General features: G+C 65.1%; 15 protein-coding genes and 1 tRNA gene. 9 read left to right on the top strand and 7 right to left on the bottom strand.

Annotated features, from left to right (window positions below; all coding sequences use genetic code 11):
- Positions 1-233 precede the first annotated feature (233 nt).
- Positions 234-959 carry a VOC family protein gene (locus C0456_RS12350; protein WP_291052447.1) on the bottom strand — a complete coding sequence of 242 codons (726 nt, stop codon included), beginning with the start codon at positions 957-959 and terminating at the stop codon, positions 234-236.
- Positions 960-1105: 146 nt separating this feature from the next.
- Here C0456_RS12350 and C0456_RS12355 point away from each other — a divergent pair, with 146 nt between their 5' ends.
- Together C0456_RS12355 and trxB are read left to right on the top strand one after the other, a co-directional pair.
- The gene (locus C0456_RS12355; RefSeq protein ID WP_291052449.1) at positions 1106-2164 is read left to right on the top strand and encodes a cation diffusion facilitator family transporter; all 1059 of its coding nucleotides are present in this window, start codon (positions 1106-1108) and stop codon (positions 2162-2164) included.
- A 92-nt stretch (positions 2165-2256) separates the two neighbouring features.
- On the top strand, positions 2257-3228 hold the full coding sequence (trxB, locus tag C0456_RS12360; protein ID WP_291052451.1) for a thioredoxin-disulfide reductase: 972 nt from the start codon (positions 2257-2259) through the stop codon (positions 3226-3228).
- 10 nt (positions 3229-3238) lie between these two features.
- Here trxB and C0456_RS12365 read toward each other — a convergent pair whose 3' ends face one another.
- Entirely contained in the window at positions 3239-4003 is a 765-nt protein-coding gene (locus tag C0456_RS12365; protein WP_291052455.1) for a hypothetical protein, read from the bottom strand.
- Between the two features lie 48 nt (positions 4004-4051).
- Between C0456_RS12365 and C0456_RS12370 the strand changes: the two genes are divergently transcribed.
- The 3 genes from C0456_RS12370 to C0456_RS12380 all read left to right on the top strand — a co-directional run bounded on the left by C0456_RS12370 (position 4052) and on the right by C0456_RS12380 (position 7598).
- Complete coding sequence (locus tag C0456_RS12370; protein ID WP_291052457.1) at positions 4052-5182, top strand: NAD(P)/FAD-dependent oxidoreductase; 1131 nt, start codon at positions 4052-4054, stop codon at positions 5180-5182.
- Between the two features lie 58 nt (positions 5183-5240).
- Positions 5241-5317, top strand: a tRNA-Met gene (locus C0456_RS12375).
- Between the two features lie 55 nt (positions 5318-5372).
- Complete coding sequence (locus C0456_RS12380) at positions 5373-7598, top strand: patatin-like phospholipase family protein (protein WP_291052460.1); 2226 nt, start codon at positions 5373-5375, stop codon at positions 7596-7598.
- Between the two features lie 15 nt (positions 7599-7613).
- On the opposite strand, the gene C0456_RS12385 is transcribed toward C0456_RS12380, so the two are convergent.
- The 4 genes from C0456_RS12385 to C0456_RS12400 form a co-directional block, all read right to left on the bottom strand.
- Complete coding sequence (locus C0456_RS12385; protein WP_291052462.1) at positions 7614-9245, bottom strand: ATP-binding protein; 1632 nt, start codon at positions 9243-9245, stop codon at positions 7614-7616.
- A gap of 78 nt (positions 9246-9323) precedes the next feature.
- Positions 9324-9926, bottom strand: coding sequence for an ATP-dependent Clp protease proteolytic subunit (locus tag C0456_RS12390; protein WP_291052464.1), 603 nt, complete (start codon positions 9924-9926; stop codon positions 9324-9326).
- 167 nt (positions 9927-10093) lie between these two features.
- Entirely contained in the window at positions 10094-11929 is a 1836-nt protein-coding gene (gene recQ, locus C0456_RS12395) for a DNA helicase RecQ (protein ID WP_291052466.1), read from the bottom strand.
- A 357-nt stretch (positions 11930-12286) separates the two neighbouring features.
- On the bottom strand, positions 12287-13045 hold the full coding sequence (locus C0456_RS12400; RefSeq protein WP_291052469.1) for a hypothetical protein: 759 nt from the start codon (positions 13043-13045) through the stop codon (positions 12287-12289).
- A gap of 179 nt (positions 13046-13224) precedes the next feature.
- Here C0456_RS12400 and C0456_RS12405 point away from each other — a divergent pair, with 179 nt between their 5' ends.
- The 4 genes from C0456_RS12405 to C0456_RS12420 all read left to right on the top strand — a co-directional run bounded on the left by C0456_RS12405 (position 13225) and on the right by C0456_RS12420 (position 15557).
- Positions 13225-13482 (top strand): hypothetical protein, encoded by a 258-nt coding sequence (locus C0456_RS12405; RefSeq protein ID WP_291052472.1) that lies wholly within the window; start codon positions 13225-13227, stop codon positions 13480-13482.
- Between the two features lie 135 nt (positions 13483-13617).
- Positions 13618-14313, top strand: a complete 696-nt coding sequence (locus C0456_RS12410; protein WP_291052475.1) for a pirin family protein — start codon at positions 13618-13620, stop codon at positions 14311-14313.
- Positions 14314-14418: 105 nt separating this feature from the next.
- Complete coding sequence (gene msrB / locus C0456_RS12415) at positions 14419-14961, top strand: peptide-methionine (R)-S-oxide reductase MsrB (RefSeq protein WP_291052478.1); 543 nt, start codon at positions 14419-14421, stop codon at positions 14959-14961.
- Positions 14962-15086: 125 nt separating this feature from the next.
- On the top strand, positions 15087-15557 hold the full coding sequence (locus tag C0456_RS12420; protein ID WP_291052481.1) for a hypothetical protein: 471 nt from the start codon (positions 15087-15089) through the stop codon (positions 15555-15557).
- A gap of 57 nt (positions 15558-15614) precedes the next feature.
- Here the strand turns inward: C0456_RS12420 and C0456_RS12425 are convergent, their stop codons facing one another.
- On the bottom strand, positions 15615-16997 hold the full coding sequence (locus tag C0456_RS12425; protein WP_291052491.1) for a mechanosensitive ion channel domain-containing protein: 1383 nt from the start codon (positions 16995-16997) through the stop codon (positions 15615-15617).
- Between the last annotated feature and the right edge of the window lie 188 nt (positions 16998-17185).

A 17185-nucleotide genomic window follows, 5' to 3' on the forward strand; every position in this document is an offset into this window, starting at 1 on the left:
ACGAAGGGGGCCTGCGCCCTCGCGGCCACCGCCGACACCTCCTAGCCATTCCCAAAAAACCAAATTCAGCCCAAATCCCCGGCCAGCCCTCGCTGCGTCCGGCCAAACCTGCTGCGGGAAACCTGCACGAGCCCGCCATCCTTCGACTTCGCTCAGGATGAGCTTCTTGAGCGCATCGTATCTGAGCTCATCCTGAGCGAAGTCGAAGGATAGAGCGGGCATAAAAAGCCCACCTAAACCGCCTCCAGCTCCAGCCCCACGCCCGCAATCTTCACCACGCGGTCGACCACGCAGAGGTTCATGCCGCGGGCCCGCTGCAGGGCCACGCGCGGTTCCTTCACGGCGATCTGGAACTGGATCAGCCTTTCCTCCGGCCCCTGACGGAATTCGATGCCCGCCTCATCGGCCACGCGCAGATAGCGCCGCCCCTTGGGCACGGCCAGAATATCGGCCCAGTGCGCGGCCATGCCTTCGGGGTCAGGCCCGGCCAGCACCGCGCCGCGCAGGGCCCCCGGCTTTGCCCGCTTCTGCCAGCCCGGCCCCGCCCAGCGCCAGCTTGCCGCCGGGCGCGCCTCGTCGATGGAGACAATCGCCCCGCCCACATCGGCGGGGTGAAGATGGCTCGCGGCAATGTCTTCCAGGTCCATGTTCCACACGCGGCGCACGCCCAGCTTGTCCACCCGCGCGCGGGCCGCCGCCAGGTCCTCGGTCTGGAAGATCGCCATATAGCCGCCCTCCCCGCCCCGCTCGATGAAGCGGGCGGCTGGCGCCCGGGCGCTGGTCGGCACGACGACTTCCAGGAACTGGTCGCCGATCGGGAACACGCGGTTGACGAGGCCGAATTCCTCGACACCGGTGTCAATAAAGGGTTCGCCCAGGCCCAGCAATTCGGCCAGCTGGTCGGCGGTGCTCAGGCTGCGGGCGGCAATCACCAATTGTCGGAGACGCGGCAAGGTCATGGTTGTGGTTCTCCCCGGAGGCATTTTCTTTTGAGAAGACCCTAGCGGGCAGAACAAACGCCGCAACAACGACGCAAGGTAAACAAGGTTATGCTATTACGCACCGATTGCTTTCCCCTCCGGAAGGCGCCACTGGCTCGGGCAAGATGACCAAACCGCACGCACATCCCCCCGCCTCCGGCATCAAGTCCCATGATCACGACCATGATCATGACCACGCCCATGGCCCTGCCGAAATGCTGGGGCTCGACTGCCCGGCAGACCCCGGCGCGCATGATCCCGGCCACAGCCATGATCACGGCCATGGCCATGATCACAGCCATGCCGGCCATTCCCATGATCACGCCGCCGACATGACCAATGCAGACTCCCGCCGCCGCGTCGCCATTGCCGCCGTGCTGACGGCCAGCTTCATGGTGGCGGAAATCGTGGGCGGGCTCATCTCCGGCTCCCTCGCCCTCCTGGCAGACGCCGCCCACATGTTCACCGATGCCGGCTCGCTGCTGCTCGCCTGGATCGGCTACAAGCTCGCCGAGCGCCCGGCAGACCCTGCCCGCTCCTATGGCTTCGCGCGGATGAAGATCCTCGCCGCCTTCACCAATGGCGTCCTGCTGATCCTGCTCGGCGCCTGGATCATCTGGGAAGCGGTCCAGCGCCTGCTCGCCCCGGTCGAGGTGATGGGCGGGCTGATGCTGCTCGTCGCGGCCGGCGGCCTGCTCGTCAACATCGCCGCCTTCGCCGTCCTGCATGGCGGCGACAGGCAAGACCTGAACCTGCGCGGCGCCCTCTGGCATGTAGCCGGAGACCTGCTCGGCTCGGTCGCCGCCATCGCCGCGGCCGGCATTATCCTCTGGACGGGCTGGATGCCCGCCGACCCGATCCTCTCCGCCCTCGTCGCCGTGCTGGTCATTGTCGCGGGTGTCCGCATCATGCGCCAGTCTGGCCACATCCTGCTGGAGGGGACACCGCAAGGTCTCTCCGTGTCCGAAATTGTCCAGGATCTGTCCGGAAATGTCCCCGGCGTGGCGCGGGTTGCCCATGTTCATGCTTGGTCTTTGACCGAATCGCGCCCGCTGGTGACGCTGGAAGTAACCGCCGCTCCCGGCGCCAATCCGGAGGCGCTGCGCCGCGATGTGAAGGCCCGCCTCGCCAGCCGGTTCAAGGTTTCCCACGCCACCGTGGAAGTTGTCTCCGCCCCTGAATAGCTGCCTTGCGGCCAGCGCAAGAGCGCTTTAACCCTGCCCCTCCAGGCCCCATATGGGGCCGGCCCGCCCATGATCTGCGAAGGAGGCTCCCGATGGCCGAAACACAACATGCCGAAATCCTGATCATCGGATCAGGCCCCGCCGGCTGGACCGCCGCCATCTATGCCGCCCGCGCCCTGCGCAACACCCTCGTCGTCACCGGCATGCAGCCTGGCGGCCAGCTCACCATCACCACCGAGGTCGAAAACTGGCCCGGCGAATCCCACATCCAGGGCCCCGAGCTGATGGTGAAGATGCAGGAACATGCCGAAAAGATGGGCGCCAAGGTGGCCAGCGATCACATCCTCTCGGTCGATTTTGAAACCCGCCCCTTCAAGGCCGTCGGCGAAAGCGGCACGGTCTACACCGCTGATTCGGTTATCATTTCCACCGGCGCGCAGGCCAAATGGCTGAACCTTCCCAGCGAGGAAAAGTTCAAGGGCTTCGGCGTCTCCGCCTGCGCCACCTGTGATGGCTTCTTCTATCGCGGCAAGGAAGTCCTCGTCATCGGCGGGGGCAACACCGCCGTCGAAGAGGCGCTTTTCCTGACGAACTTTGCCTCCAAGGTCACCGTCATCCACCGCCGCGACCATTTCCGCGCCGAGAAAATCCTGCAGGACCGCCTGTTCAAGAACCCCAAGGTCGAAGTCATCTGGAACCACGCGCTGGAAGAAGTCGTCGGCGATGAAAACCCGCTCGGCGTCACCGCTGCGCGTATCAAGGATGTCACCACCGGCGCCATCCGTGAGCTGTCTGTCCACGGCATCTTCGTGGCCATCGGCCATGCCCCGTCAACCGAACTCTTCGTCGGCAAGCTGCCGATGAAAGAGAATGGCTACCTGATCACCGAGCCCGGCTCGCCCCGCACCGCCATTCCCGGCGTCTTCGCCGCCGGCGACGTGACCGACGAAACCTACCGCCAGGCCGTCACCGCCGCCGGCATGGGCTGCATGGCCGCGCTCGACGCTGAACGCTTCCTCTCCGAACAGGAAGCCCATGCGCAGGCGGCTGTTCCGGCCGAATAGGCCCAAGGCCCTACAGCATCGCCAGCGCCACGCGCTCCACATCACGGGGTTTCTGGCGGGTGACCGCTTCCAGCAGCCGCGCGGCGCGTGCCTGCATCACGCGGTCAAGGTCCGTGGCCGGATCGGTTGCCACAGCCACCTGCAGCGCCGCCTCGATCTCCGCGCGGTGCTTCCTGGCGTCCAGCGCGGCCAGCGCCCGGGCCCATTGCCAGCGCAGGCCAATATCCTCCGGGGCAAGACGGACGGCTTCCTCATAATGGCGCCGCGCCGTCTTCAGGCTGGCGCCCATGATGGCCGCGCCAATCGTGCCGCCCCGGCGCTCGACCTCCACATGCCAGACAGCCAGAAAGCCATGCGCATAGAAATTCGCCGGATCATCCTGCAACACGCCTTCGGCAAGGGCTTTCGAAAGCTCGCCATAGCCGGTCTTGCTGGCTTCCTTGATGCTCATCGGCCGCAGGATCAGGGACAGGGCAATTGCCTTCTGCAGGCGGCCTTCCTCATGTTCGGGGTCCAGCTTCAACGCCTTTTCGGCTTCCGCCAGCGCCTGATCGATCAGGCTGCGCGGCGGGTCGCCCTCCCCGCACATCGCCTTGGCCAGCAGGGTGCGCGCCCGGAAGGCATGGGAATCGGCACTGGGGACACTGGCCGCCTGCTCGAAAGCGGCGTCATACCGGCCCGCCCGGAAGGCTTCGGCGGCCGCTTCAATGTCGGCAGAGGCCGGCGCGGCTGCCAGCAGGGCAAAAGCAAACAGAATCAAGCTGCGTGGCTGCATTTGAGTTGATACTAGTTCAAATCAGGGTTTCCGGCGAGCAGCATCCGAATGGCAGACAGTTTCGAGGCAGACGTGATCATCATCGGGGCGGGCGTGATCGGCCTTGCCTGTGGGCGCGCGCTGGCGCGAGCGGGGCGCGAGGTGTTCGTGCTGGAGGCTGAAGACCAGATTGCGATGCACACCTCCTCGCGCAATTCCGAGGTCATCCATGCCGGGCTCTATTATGCCACCGGCAGCCTGAAGGCGCGCCACTGCGTCAATGGCCGGCGGATGCTCTACAGCTTTCTGGATGCTCATGGCGTCGCGGTGAAACGCTGCGGCAAGCTGGTGGTGGCCATCGGGCCGGCGGAGGCCGCCGAGCTCGGCGCGATCCTGGCGCGGGCGCAGGCCAATGGCGTGGAAGACCTCCGCCTGCTGGAGGGCGCCGAAGCCCTGGCGATGGAACCTGCGCTCAATCCCGAAGTGGCCGCCGCCATCCACTCCCCCGTTTCCGGCATCTTCGACAGCCATGCCTATTTCCTGGCCCTTCAGGGCGAACTGGAAGACGCAGGCGGCTCGATTGCCTTCAACACGCCCGTGCTCTCCGGCGCCGTGGAGACTGGCCATGTCCGGCTGGAGACCGGCGGGGACAATCCGGCCACCATCCGCGCCCGCACGGTGGTCAATGCGGCGGGTCACTACGCGCCCCATATAGCCGCCACGATAGAAGGCCCCCACACGGCCGGCTTGCCGGAAACCCATTTCGTGAAGGGCAGCTATTTCGGGATAAGCGGCCGCACGCCCTTCTCCCGGCTGATCTATCCCATGCCCAACACCGCCACGCTGGGCCTGCACCTGACGATAGACCTTGGCGGGCGCGGCAAGGTTGGGCCGGACGCCGAATGGCTGCCCGAGGGCGCAGAGCCGCCCTTTGATTACCGCGTCGATCCTGCCCGCGCGGCCGTCTTCCATGCCGAAGTCAGCCGCTACTGGCCGGGCCTCACCCTCGACCGGCTGACCCCCGATTATGCCGGCGTGCGGCCCAAAATCGTGCCCAGGGGCGCCCCTTCGGGGGATTTCCGCATCGAAGGGCCAGAGGCCCATGGCAGCGCAGGGCTGGTTAACCTTCTGGGGATCGAAAGCCCGGGCCTGACCTCTTCGCTTTCAATTGCAGACCATGTCGCAGAGCTTGCAGGATAGGGTGCTTGCGCGCCCCCCATCCAATGTGTATCAGGCGCGTTCGCTGATGCGGCGCTCAGGTTCGGTAGCTCAGTTGGTTAGAGCGCGCGACTCATAATCGCGAGGTCGAGAGTTCAAATCTCTCCCGAACCACCACGCCCAGCTAGCGATCCCTCTTGCGCCGCCAGCCAACTGGCCAGAGGATCGCCTGATGACGCAGACCTTCTCCCGCAATCTGACCCGCCCGCTGGTCCTCCTCACCGCCCTGCTTAGCCTTGCCGGCACCAGCCTGGCGCAGGAGGCGGCCGAAACCGAGACCCGCCGGCCCAAGGTCGCACTGGTGCTGTCGGGCGGAGGCGCGCTCGGCCTCTCCCATGTCGGCGCCATCCAGGAGCTGGAAGCCATGGGCATCCGGCCCGACATTGTGGTCGGCACCTCGATGGGCGCGGTCATCGGCGGGCTCTATGCGGCAGGAATGAACGGCGCAGAACTGGAAGAGGTGGTCCAGAAGGTCAACTGGAGCGGGGTGTTCAACCCGGCGCCGGAGCGCGACAAGCTCACCTACCGCCAGAAGCAGCAGCAGGTGGACTTTCCCGGCACCGCCAGCCTTGGCGTCTCCGGCGCGGGTCTCCTCCTACCCACCGGCGCCATCTCCGACCAGGCGCTGATGAAGGAACTGCGCCGCTTCACGCCGGCGCGGATGAATGTTGAGAGTTTCGACGATCTGGTGATCCCCTACCGCGCGGTGGCGACCGATATTGCCACAGGCGAAGCCGTCATCATCAGCTCGGGCGAATTGCCGATGGCGATGCGCGCCTCGATGTCCGTGCCCGGCGTGTTCCCGGCCTTTAACCTCGAGGGCAAGCTGCTGGTTGATGGCGGCCTCTCCGCCAACATCCCGGTTAGTGTCGCAAGGGATATGGGCGCGGACATCGTGATCGCCGTGTGGACCCCCAACGAGCTGCTGAAGCAGGAGCAGATCGGCTCTGTGGTCGATGTCCTCTCGCAGACCGTCAGCCTTCTGATCCTGGCCAATGAACGCGCCGAAATCGCCTCGATGAATGAACGTGATGTCCTCGTGCGGGTCGATACCGACAAGATCGGCCCGGCCGCCTTCACGCGCGGCAACGAACTGATCGAGGCTGGCCGGAAATCGGTTCAGGCCCTGGCAGATACCTTCGCCCCGATTGCGGAAGGACGCCCGCCCGTCAGCTATGCCGGCATTGGCAGCGCCCCGCCGCCGGTCATCTCTTTCGTCCGCATCGAGAACACCTCGCGCCTCAACCAGTCGCTGCTTGAAACGCGCATGACAAGCGTGCTGGGCAAGCCTGCCGATACTGATGAGATCAACGAGGCGCTCGACCGCATCTACGCCCTCGGCCCGTTTGAGCGGGTGGACTATACGATGGCCGAGCAGGACGGGCTGACTGGCCTGATCGTGCGCGCTGAAGATTCCCGCCGCAATGCCGGCCGGGTCCGCCTCGGCATGATCGTGGAGAACGACTTCAACACCGAGTCCGATGTGGCGGTGTCTGTGGACTATCGCAGCGCCGCGCTGGATGCCTATGGATCGGAAATCCGCGCCATTGCCACCATCGGCGACATCAACGAATTTGGCCTCGAATATTTCCGGCTGCTGGAACCCGAACAAAGCTGGTTTGCCGCCGCCCGCCTGGAGATCGAAAACCGCCCGGTGAACCTCTACTCCCAGCGCGGCTTCAAGACCGCCGGATATGATCTCACCTATGGCCTGCTCGGTATTGATGCCGGCCGCCAGTTTAGCAACTTCGCGGAAATCCGTGTGGGCACGGAACTCGGCACGGGCCGCGCCAAGCTCAACGAAGGCGCCGGCCCCTTCAATAAAGTCGACATCGATACAGGCCGCCTCTTTGCGTCCGCCGGTCTCGACACGCTCAACGATCCTTTCTTCCCGCGCAGAGGCGTGAGCGCAAAGGTCCGCTGGACCCATGGTCTTGAAGCGCTGGGGGACAATGCCGATTACCAGACACTCTCGGCCTCGGGCCTGCACGCCTTCACGATTGGCCGCAATACGCTGCTGTCCTCCGTTTCCGGCGGTGTGCGCCTCAGCGGGGCCCCGCCCATTGATACGCTCTACCGGATCGGGGGCCTGTTCAGCCTGTCGGGTTACCGGCTGGATGAGCTGGCCGGCGAGAATTTCGTGGCTGGCCGGCTGATCTATCGCCGCGCGCTGGCCAACACGGAGGAAGCCCTTTTCGGGGTTCCTCTGTTCGTGGGCGGATCAATCGAGGTGGGCGAAGTGTGGTCGGAGCCGGAGGATTTCTCGCTGGATGATGTGCGCTTCGGTGGCAGCGTCTATGTCGGCGCCAATACGGCGCTGGGACCGGTTTACCTTGCCTTTGGCCGCTCCGAGGGCGGGCGCCAGTCGGCCTATCTGGTGATCGGGCGGTCCTTCTAGGGGCGCCGCCTTACCTCAGACAGCTTTCGCCTGCCGGTCGCGCGGGGCGCTGAGCAGCGTATCGGCAAGCGCGGCGACGAGCGCGCGCGGACGCACCGGCTTTTCGATGAGGCCTGAGAAGCCGAGCTTCTCGCAGGCATCGCGGCATTCGGGCGTGGCGTCGGCCGTCAGCGCCAGGACCGGCGCGGCGCTGTTCTGGCCGGGGCCAAACCGCGCCGCTTTCAGCACGGCCTCCGCCCCGCCGCCCGGCATATGCACATCGCTGAGGATCGCCTGATACCGGCGCACGGCAAGGCGCTGGACCGCCGCCGTGGCATCCGGCACGCATTCCACCCGCCAGCCGGCCGCAACCAGGGCCTCCCGGATGACAAAGGCCGTTGTCTCGTGATCTTCAGCCACGAGAATCTCGCCCAGATCAAAGCGCCCGGCGCCCGCGGGCGCGGCATTCTCCACCGCAAGGCGCGGGCCGGCTTTCTGCACCGGCACCGTTACCGTGAAGAGGCACCCGCCCCCGGCATTGTCGGCCAGCGCAATATCACCGCCGAGACGCCGCGCCAGCGCGCGCGCAATGCTGAGGCCGAGGCCGGAGCCGCCATGGGTCGCCGCGATGGTATCGTCGGCCTGCTCGAACTCTTCAAACAGGCGCGCCTTGTCAGCGTCGGAAATGCCCCGCCCGGTATCGGCGACGGTCATGATGAGGGTGAGCCCCTCGCCTGCCGGCACGGTCGACATCTGGACGGTGACATGGCCGCGATCGGTGAACTTTACGGCATTGCTGACGAGGTTGAACAGGATCTGCCGCAGGCGCCCGGCATCGCTTTCGATGCGCGCCTCGGCGCTGCGGGCCACCGCAATGCGCAGGCCGACCCGTTTGGCATCGAGCTTGGGCTGCCAGAGGTCGCGGGTCTCGGACGCAAACTGGCGCAGCTCGAACGCCTGCATGGTTACCGGCAGCTTGCCCACTTCCAGCCGGGAGAGGTCCAGAAGGTCGTTGAGCAGGCGTTCCAGATGCTGGCCGCTATTGGAAATCGTCTCGGCGAGGCGCCGGGTCTCGCTGGTGGGCGCCTGGTCCTTGATCAGATCGGCCACGCCCAGAATGCCGGTCAGCGGCGTGCGGATTTCATGGCCGATGAAGGCCAGGAAGCGGGAGCGGCCTTCCGCGAGTGTCAGCATCCGCGTCTTCATCTCTTCGATGCGGCGGTGGCTGGCCTGCTGGCTGCGGGCGCGGGCGGTGTTTTCCTCGGCCACGGCCTTGAGCAGCGCGGCGGGAGTTACGAGGCCCTTGTAGGCGCCCTCTTCCATCACGATCACGCCATCGGTCAGCGCGCTGGTGCCCTTCTCGGCCGCCTGTTTGGCAATCAGGGCGACAGGCGCGGTGCCTTCGGCGATAACGGGGGCCTGCGTGATCAGGTGAAGCACCGGGCGGGCGGCAAAGATATCGCGGCCGTTCGGGCCGGCGAGCGCCTCGGTCAGCCTGGCGCGGGTGACCTGAGCGATGCGCGGCGCCCCCTCCTCCCCTGTCTCGACGCGGACCGGGAGGGCAAACAGCAGCGGGTCAGACAGAAAGAGAGACAGGGCAGCGGCCCCCGTCGTGGAGGACGGAATGGGCGGAACGCTGAGCGCAATTTCCTGGAGGCGTACGGGCATCGGGGACCGGGCATTAAGGTTAATGCCCGATCATCCGTGACAAGTGTTACCTTCCGGCAAACGCCAGACCTGTTGGGATCAGGAGATTTCGCGGCGATTGCGGATGATCTTGTTCACCAGGCCGTAATCCACAGCCTCCTGAGCGCTCATCCAGAAATCCCGGTCGGTATCCTTCTTGATCTGCTCGATCGGCTTGCCGGTGGCTTCGGCAAAAATCCTGTTCAGACGCTCGCGCATCTTGATGATTTCGCGGGCCTGGATTTCGACATCCGTGGCCTGGCCGCCAACGCCGCCGCGGGGTTCGTGCAGCAGGTAGCGGGTGTTGGGCAGCGAATAGCGGTTTTCCTTCTGGGCCGCCGCATAGATCAGCGCGCCGGCCGAGGCGACCCAGCCGGAGCCGAGCACTTTGACCGGGGCGGTGACGAATTTGATCATGTCGTGGATCATGTCGCCGCTTTCGACGTGGCCGCCGGGGGAGGACAGGATCAGCAGGATCGGATCATCGCTTTCAGCCGAGAGGGCCAGCATCCGCTCGCAGACCATGCGGGCCTGTTTGAAGTCGATCCCGCCGGTCAGCAGGATGGTGCGCGACTTGAACAGGGCATTTTCGACCAGCGCAGCGGGGTTTGCCGCCGGGGTGGTGTCTTTTTCTTCTTCGTCATCAAGGCGGAAGGGGGTCATGCAGGCTCCGGAAAGGAATCTCTTTGATTTCAGGTCGTATAGGTGCGGTGCCAGGGGCGCCGGGTCAAGGCACGCGGCTCACTATTCCCCAGCCAGGGGCCGGACAAATCCGGACAGTTTCGGACACATCCGGACAGGGCGTGGACAAATCCGGACACTTCCGGACATTACGCGGCCTCCGAGATCACCCGCGCGACATCCCCAGCATAGGCCTGCGCCTTCTTCTCCCCGACCCCGCTGATCTCCCGCAGGGCATCGGGGGTGGCCGGCCGCTCCCGCGCGATTTCGGCCAAGGTTCTGTCATGGAAGATGACATAAGGCGGCACGCCGCGCTCCCTGGCGAGATTGGTGCGCCAGAGACGCAGCGCCTCGAAGATGGCGGCGTCCCGCTCGGAGAGGTCGGCCATAAGGGCGGTGCGGGCCGCGCCCTTCGACCGCGTCTTGCGGCGGCCGGCGGCGGGGTCCTGCTTGAGTGAGACGGTGCGTTCCCCTCTGAAGAGGGCCTTGGCGGCTTCGGCATCGGGCACGACCAGCACCGGGCGCATGGCCTCCCCGCCTTCGGCGACGATATCCTCATAGAGCAGCGCGTCGAACACCCGGTTCCAGCCCTGGCGGGGCAGTTCCTTGCCGATGCCGAAGGTGGAGAGCGTTGACAGTTCGGTGTCGAAATCGTCCTTCGCCTCGCCGAGCAGATGCTGGACGAGCCGGCCCCGGCCGATGCGCTGGCCGCAGCGCAGAACGGCGGAGACCGCCATCTGGGCATAGCGGGTCACATCGTAGCGCTCTCCCAGCTCACCCTTGCAGGCATCGCACACGCCGCACGGCTCCACCGCCTCTTCACCGAAATAGCGGCGCACGGCGGCGCGGCGGCATTCATCGCCATTGAGGAAGGCGAAGAGTTGCCGCGTCTTGGTGAGCTGGACGCGTTTGACCTCATCGGGCGCGTCGCTCGAATAGGTCCACTGGAGCGACCGGTTCATATCCGCCGGGCCGAAGAGGGCGACGCCTTCGGCCGGCTCGCCATCGCGCCCGCCCCGGCCGACTTCCTGCCAGTAGGCTTCCAGCGTCTTGGGTGGATCGGCATGGATGACGAAGCGGACATCCGGCTTGTCGACGCCCATTCCAAACGCAACTGTGGCGCACATCACCAACCCCTCCTCCAGCAGGAAGCGGCGCTGGCGGGCGGCGCGCACTTCGGCCTCAAGCCCGGCATGATAGGCGAGCGAGGGGACGCCGGCTTTCTCCAGCGCGTCGGCAAGATCCTCGACCGCATTGCGGGTGGCCGCATAGACGATGCCGCTGACCCCTGCGCGCGCCTTGACGAGCTGGACGACGCGGGCGGTGCGGTTGCCTTCCTTGGGCTCAGCCGAGAGGATCAGGTTTGGCCGGTCGAAGCTGGCGACATGCACGGCCGGGTCTGTCAGGTCGAGCTGGGCGAGGATGTCGTCGCGGGTGCGCGCGTCGGCCGTGGCCGTGACGGCGAGACGGGGCACGCCCTTGAACAGGGCCTTGAGGCGGCCGAGGGCGCGGTAATCCGGGCGGAAATCATGGCCCCACTGGCTGACGCAGTGAGCTTCGTCCACCGCGATCAGCGAGACCTTCATGCGCGAGAGCCGGTCTGCCAGCCCGTTGCCGAGCCCTTCGGGCGAGACATAGAGCAGGTCCATCTCGCCGCGCGCGGCGGCGTCGAGGGCTGCCGAGCGGGCGGCAAAATCCATCGAGCTGTCGAGGCGCTCGGCGCGCACCCCGGCAAGCTTCAGCGCGTCGACCTGATCGGCCATCAGGGCGATCAGCGGCGAGACGACGATGCCCACCCCTTCGCGCAGCAGCGCCGGGATCTGGTAGCAGAGCGACTTGCCCCCGCCGGTCGGCAATACGGCGAGGCCGTCGCGGCCGGCCAGCGTGTCGGCGATCACATGTTCCTGCAGCCCCCGGAAGGCATCATAGCCATAGACGCGCTTCAGGAGCGCGCGGGCGTCAGTGAGGGTGGGCGGCGAGGACATGGCCGCCCTGTTCTGGGGAGATGCGGGGGCGAGGGCAAGGGGCCCGGGGCAGGATTGGCGTCAAGCGTTGCAGGCCCCACCCCATCCCTCCCCATTGCATGGGGAGGGGGCCTGTTGCGGCTGGGGAGATGTGGCTCGGCATTCGCGGGCGGCCTGCCCCCTCCCCGCTTGCGGGGAGGGTTGGGGTGGGGTGCGGCGGTCTTACGAATGGCTGCGGTCTCGTCACGCTCGATGCGCAACGCGCATCTCCTGACCTCGCCGTTTCGCGAAGATGTGAGGGCGGGTGATGGGCCCTCTGACGGGCTTTCGCCCGTCGAGGGTGACGAAGGCGGAGGGGCCGCGTGCTATTTCCTGCCTTCAGTCCACAAAATCGATCCGGTTATCGTAGATCAGCGTCTTCAGGCTTGGCGCCTGGCGGCGGCGGGTTTCTTCGGCGAGGAAATTGAGGATGTAGTCGCGCTCTGACAGGGGCTGGCCGGTGGCGGCTTCCCATTTGTCCGGAGGCGGAACATCTATGCTGAAATACACCGGGCGCATGCACATCTCGTGATAGAAGCGCAGGCGGAGGTCGCCGTCGATATAGGTGATGGTGCCGGCCCGCGCGTTGCCTTCAAATTCGAGGCGGCGGGAGAAGCGGGCGGCGATGGCCTTCAGCGCCGCCTCCCGCATCTCAAGATCCGTATCCGGAAGGATGTTGCCGAAGCCGTCGCGGTAGACGATGGGGCCTCTGGAGGGCTCTGACGGCGGGGCAGGCACGGGCGGCGGGGCCACGCCCCCTTCCAGCTTCTGGAGCGTGAGCGTGTGGGCCCAGCCGCCCGAATGGGTGATCTCGACCCGGTAGGCGCCGGGCGGCCAGGGGAAGGTGTTGACCAGGATCTGCACGCGGCCGTTGAGGCGATCGGTGAGCGGGGCTTCCTCGATCAGGGCGCCTTCGGGGCCCGTGATGCGCAGGGTTTCATAGCCCGACCAGCCATCGGCGGGCAGCCAGAGAATGAGCTGCTGGGCGCCGGGATAGACCGCCGTTTTTGCGTGCAGGAGACCGGCGCCTTCCGGCGCGCCGGTGTTTTCCGCCGGGGCGAGGATGAGCTCGCCGTCAAAGCCTTCTGTATCCGGCATTCGAGTATCTGCTTCCTTCAAGCGAGCACCCCCGCAATCGGACGAGACTATCGTCCGGGCCTCAGGATGGTCTCCCATCTCAGGTTAGTCGCATCCTCCCAGAGCCGGAAGGGAGATGATTCTCGATTGCAAAAACGTCAGCTCTTCCTAACTGTAAATGAAATGGAGAGGGTGAAAAGATGCAGGAAGACAGCCCTCCTTCGAAGCCTAAGACCGGGATCAGCCGGCTGAACCGGAGGCGCCGCCGCATTGTTCGCAATCAGCGCCATTACGGGAACAAGACCACGACCGGCTGGGCCGAGTATGCCCCGGTTACTCTGACCAAAACCGGCGACCGGTCTTTCTTCAGCCAATTGGCCCTTTTCCTGATGGGGCTCGGCGCGCTGATATTGCCTATCTACATCTTCGTGATGCTGGCGCGCTCGCCCGACAACTGATCTGGAATTGTGCGGGCCGTTGGCCGCCGCATTCATGCGCCCTCCGCATGAATGCTATCTCTCCGCAGCGTCTGCCCTGCCCTGGCGAACATCCCATATACCTCTCAACCGTAACGCTCTGAGAGGAGACATCCCATGATCGAACTCCGCCCCTTTGAAAAGCTTGGCCGGTTTCGCAATGACTGGCTGAACGCGCATTATCACTTTTCCTTCTCCGGCTATCATGATCCGGCCCGCGTGCATCATGGCGCACTGCGCGTGTGGAATGATGACGAGATCCAGCCCCATACCGGCTTTCCCCCGCATGGGCATGAATCGATGGAGATCATCACCTATGTTCGCCAGGGCGCGATCACCCATAAGGACTCGCTCGGCAATCACGGCCGCACCGAAGCGGGCGATGTGCAGGTGATGAGCGCGGGATCAGGTGTTCAGCATTCGGAATGGAATGCCGAGGATGATGTCACCAAGATCTTCCAGCTGTGGATCATTCCGCGCAATCGCGGCGGCCAGCCGAGCTGGGGCGCGCGCCAGTTTCCCAAGGGCGACCGGTCTGGCCAATGGGCCGTGTTTGCCTCGGGCACCGGCGAGAATGACAGCCTGCGGATCAACCAGGACGCCAAGGTGCTTGGCGCCACGGTCAAGGCAGGCGAGACGCTGCGCTATGAGCTGCCGAAGGATCGCTATGGCTATCTGGTGGTGGCCGATGGCGAGGTGAGGCTGAATGGGCAGACCTTGAAGGCGCGGGACGGCGCGGCGATTTCCGGCGGCGAGACGCTTGTTCTCGAAGGGGTGAACTCGGCAGAGCTGGTTCTGGTCGATACCGTCTGAGGGCTCACAGCCTCGTGACTTTCTTTGCCCGGCGCGCGCCTGTTACCTAGATAGCGTAACAAGGCGCCCGCCGGGCGCTTTCTGTCTGGAGAGGAGCTTTCTGCCATGAACAGACAAACGGGCATTGCCGCCGCCCTTGCCGCCCTGATGGTCGCTGCCTGCGGCGTCAGCACGGCGCAGGGCGAGGAGAAGACGGCCACCGCCACCGGTCATGACGTCTCCCACCTCACCGAACAGCAGAAATACGTCACCCTGCATGACGGCACCGAGCCGCCTTTCGACAATGAATACTGGAACCACAAGGAAGAAGGCATCTATGTCGATGCCATCTCCGGGGAGGCGCTGTTTTCCTCCACCGACAAGTTCGATTCCGGCACCGGCTGGCCGAGCTTTACGAGGCCGATCCATGAGAAGCTGGTGTCGGAATTCCAGGATGACAGCCTGGGCATGAGCCGCACCGAAGTGCGCTCCAGCGGGGCGGACGCGCATCTCGGCCATCTCTTCGATGACGGGCCGAGGGAGACTGGCGGGCAGCGCTATTGCATCAATTCGGCCAGCCTCAAATTCATCCCGAAGAATGAAATGGCCGCCAGGGGGTATGGCGAATATCTCTATCTTTTCGCAGGCAAGGATAAGGCGAAGAAGTGACGCCCCCGCGCCCGCAGGGCGAGCGCCTCACGCGTGTGTGACTTCTTTCGCGGGGCTCTGTGGCCTATATTGACCTCAAGACATTCACGGGCCGCCATGGCCGGTGCGATCAACGGAGAGAAACCATGAAACGCCTTTTTGCAGCCGCCGCGCTTGCTGCGGTTCTGGTTCAGGGCGCGCAGGCGGCCGAGATCACGGTCGGCTACGGGCCGGAATTCACCAAGAAGCTTCAGGATGATTACGGCATGAAGGAAGGCGACGTACTCGCCGGACGGATCGAGCGTGACCTGACGCGGGAACTGGCGAAAGCCGGTGTGGATGTGGCGCGGGTGGAGGTGACCATCCTGGACGCCCGCCCTTCCCGGCCGACCTTCAAACAGGCCGGTGACAAGCCGGGCCTCGACATGATGCGCTCAGTCAGCGTTGGCGGGATGAAGCTGAAGGCGGTGGCCTATGACGCGGCCGGCGCGCCGGCCGGAGAGCTGGAATATGACTGGTACGAGAATGACATCCGCCAGGCGGGCTTGACCACCTGGCATGACGCAAGCCGCGCCTCTGACCGGTTTGCCCGCCGCTTTGCCAAAGCTCTGGACTAGCCCGCCACCCCTCGGGCCGTCCCGCCGCTGCCGCCATCCCTCCTGGCGGCAGCGGCATCAGCTTTCCGGATCGCCGCTTTTCTTCACATCGCCTGATTCGATCCGCACGCTGAGCGTATCGGGCGATTTGATGTGCAGGTCACGCTGCGGCATCGAGACGTGGATCTCGTGTTTCTCCAGCGCCGAATGCACGGCCCAGATATAGTCTGCCATCACCTTCTGCGGGCGCAGGACGGCCTCATCCGTGAGCCAGACGATCAGCTCGAACTCAAGCCGGAACTCGCCGAACTTCACCAGCCAGACCTGGGGCGTATGCTCGCCCCGGTCGTCATAGGTCCAGGGCACGCTCTTGGCCGCTTCCAGGCCCGCCTTTTCCACCAGCTCCTTCGATGTGCCATAGGCCACGCCGAAGGGCACATGGATGCGCCGGCGGGCCTCGGTCATGGTCCAGTTGATCAGCTGGGCCTTGATGAAGGCTTCGTTGGGCACGATGATGTCGACATTGTCGTTGGTCATCACCACGGTGGAGCGGAAGTTGATCTCCTTCACCACGCCGGAGAGACCCGACTGTAGCTCGATGAAGTCTCCCACCTTCAGCGACTTCTCCATCAGGATGATGACGCCGGAAATGAAGTTGGAGAAGACCGACTGCAGGCCAAAACCGATGCCGACACCGAGGGCGCCGGAGAAGAAGGTGAGCGCGGCGACATTCACACCGAGGAAATTCAGCGCGATCAGCACCGCGACGATCATCACGCCGATCTTGATGCTCTGCCCGAGCAGGCCGCCGACGGAAGCGGGCAGGTCCGGCGAGCCGCGCAGCTGGGACTGGGCGACATTGCCGATCACCCGGCCAAGCCAGAGGGCAAACCAGGCGAGCGCCAGGCTGACCAGGATGCGCAGCAGCGAGACTTCGCTCTCGCCGAAATCGAAGGTGACACTGCTGAGCCAGCCAGTGAACGGGCGCAGCCAGCCGACGATATAGAGCGCCGTGATCGCCCAGGCAAAATAGGCAATCGCCTTCGACCAGAAGCCGCGCCGCATGCTGGCGGTGAAGATGCGCACGATGATCCAGGCCAGCAGCAGGCTGGTGGCGATGTGCAGTGTGTTGTTGCCAAGGCCGAGCGCTTCGAAGGCCGCCGTGGCGCCCGCGAGCAGGATGACCGTGAAGACCGGCCAGACGATGCGCGAGAGGGAATGATAGGTCAGCAGGACGAAATCGATCCGCCCGCGCTTTTCCGCCGCCTGCATCAGCATCGTCTTGGGGATGCGCGAGAGGAGGTATCCCAGCAGGGCTGAGGCCACCAGCGCGCCGACCTGCCAGAGCGTGTCGGGCGAGTTCAGCTCATTGCGGGCCGCATCAATCAGCCGGGAGACCGACTCCTGCACCTTGGCAATCAGCGGCGCGGCCGTTTCCGGCTGGAGAAGGTCGAGGCTCATGCTTGCGGCAATCCTCAAAGGCATTGAATCGACAAGAGGAAACCTTATCGGGCTCGCCTATGCATGCAAGCCCGCGAAGGCTCCATTGCAGATGTAAAGACAGGGGATACTTGGCGAGGTCCAGCAGAGCAGGAGGAGCAAGGCCTTCAGCCATTGAAGTCGCTCGAATTGGCTCCCTGCTCCTATTT

It is taken from the genome of Hyphomonas sp., assembly GCF_013823385.1.
Taxonomy (GTDB): Bacteria; Pseudomonadota; Alphaproteobacteria; order Caulobacterales; family Hyphomonadaceae; genus Hyphomonas.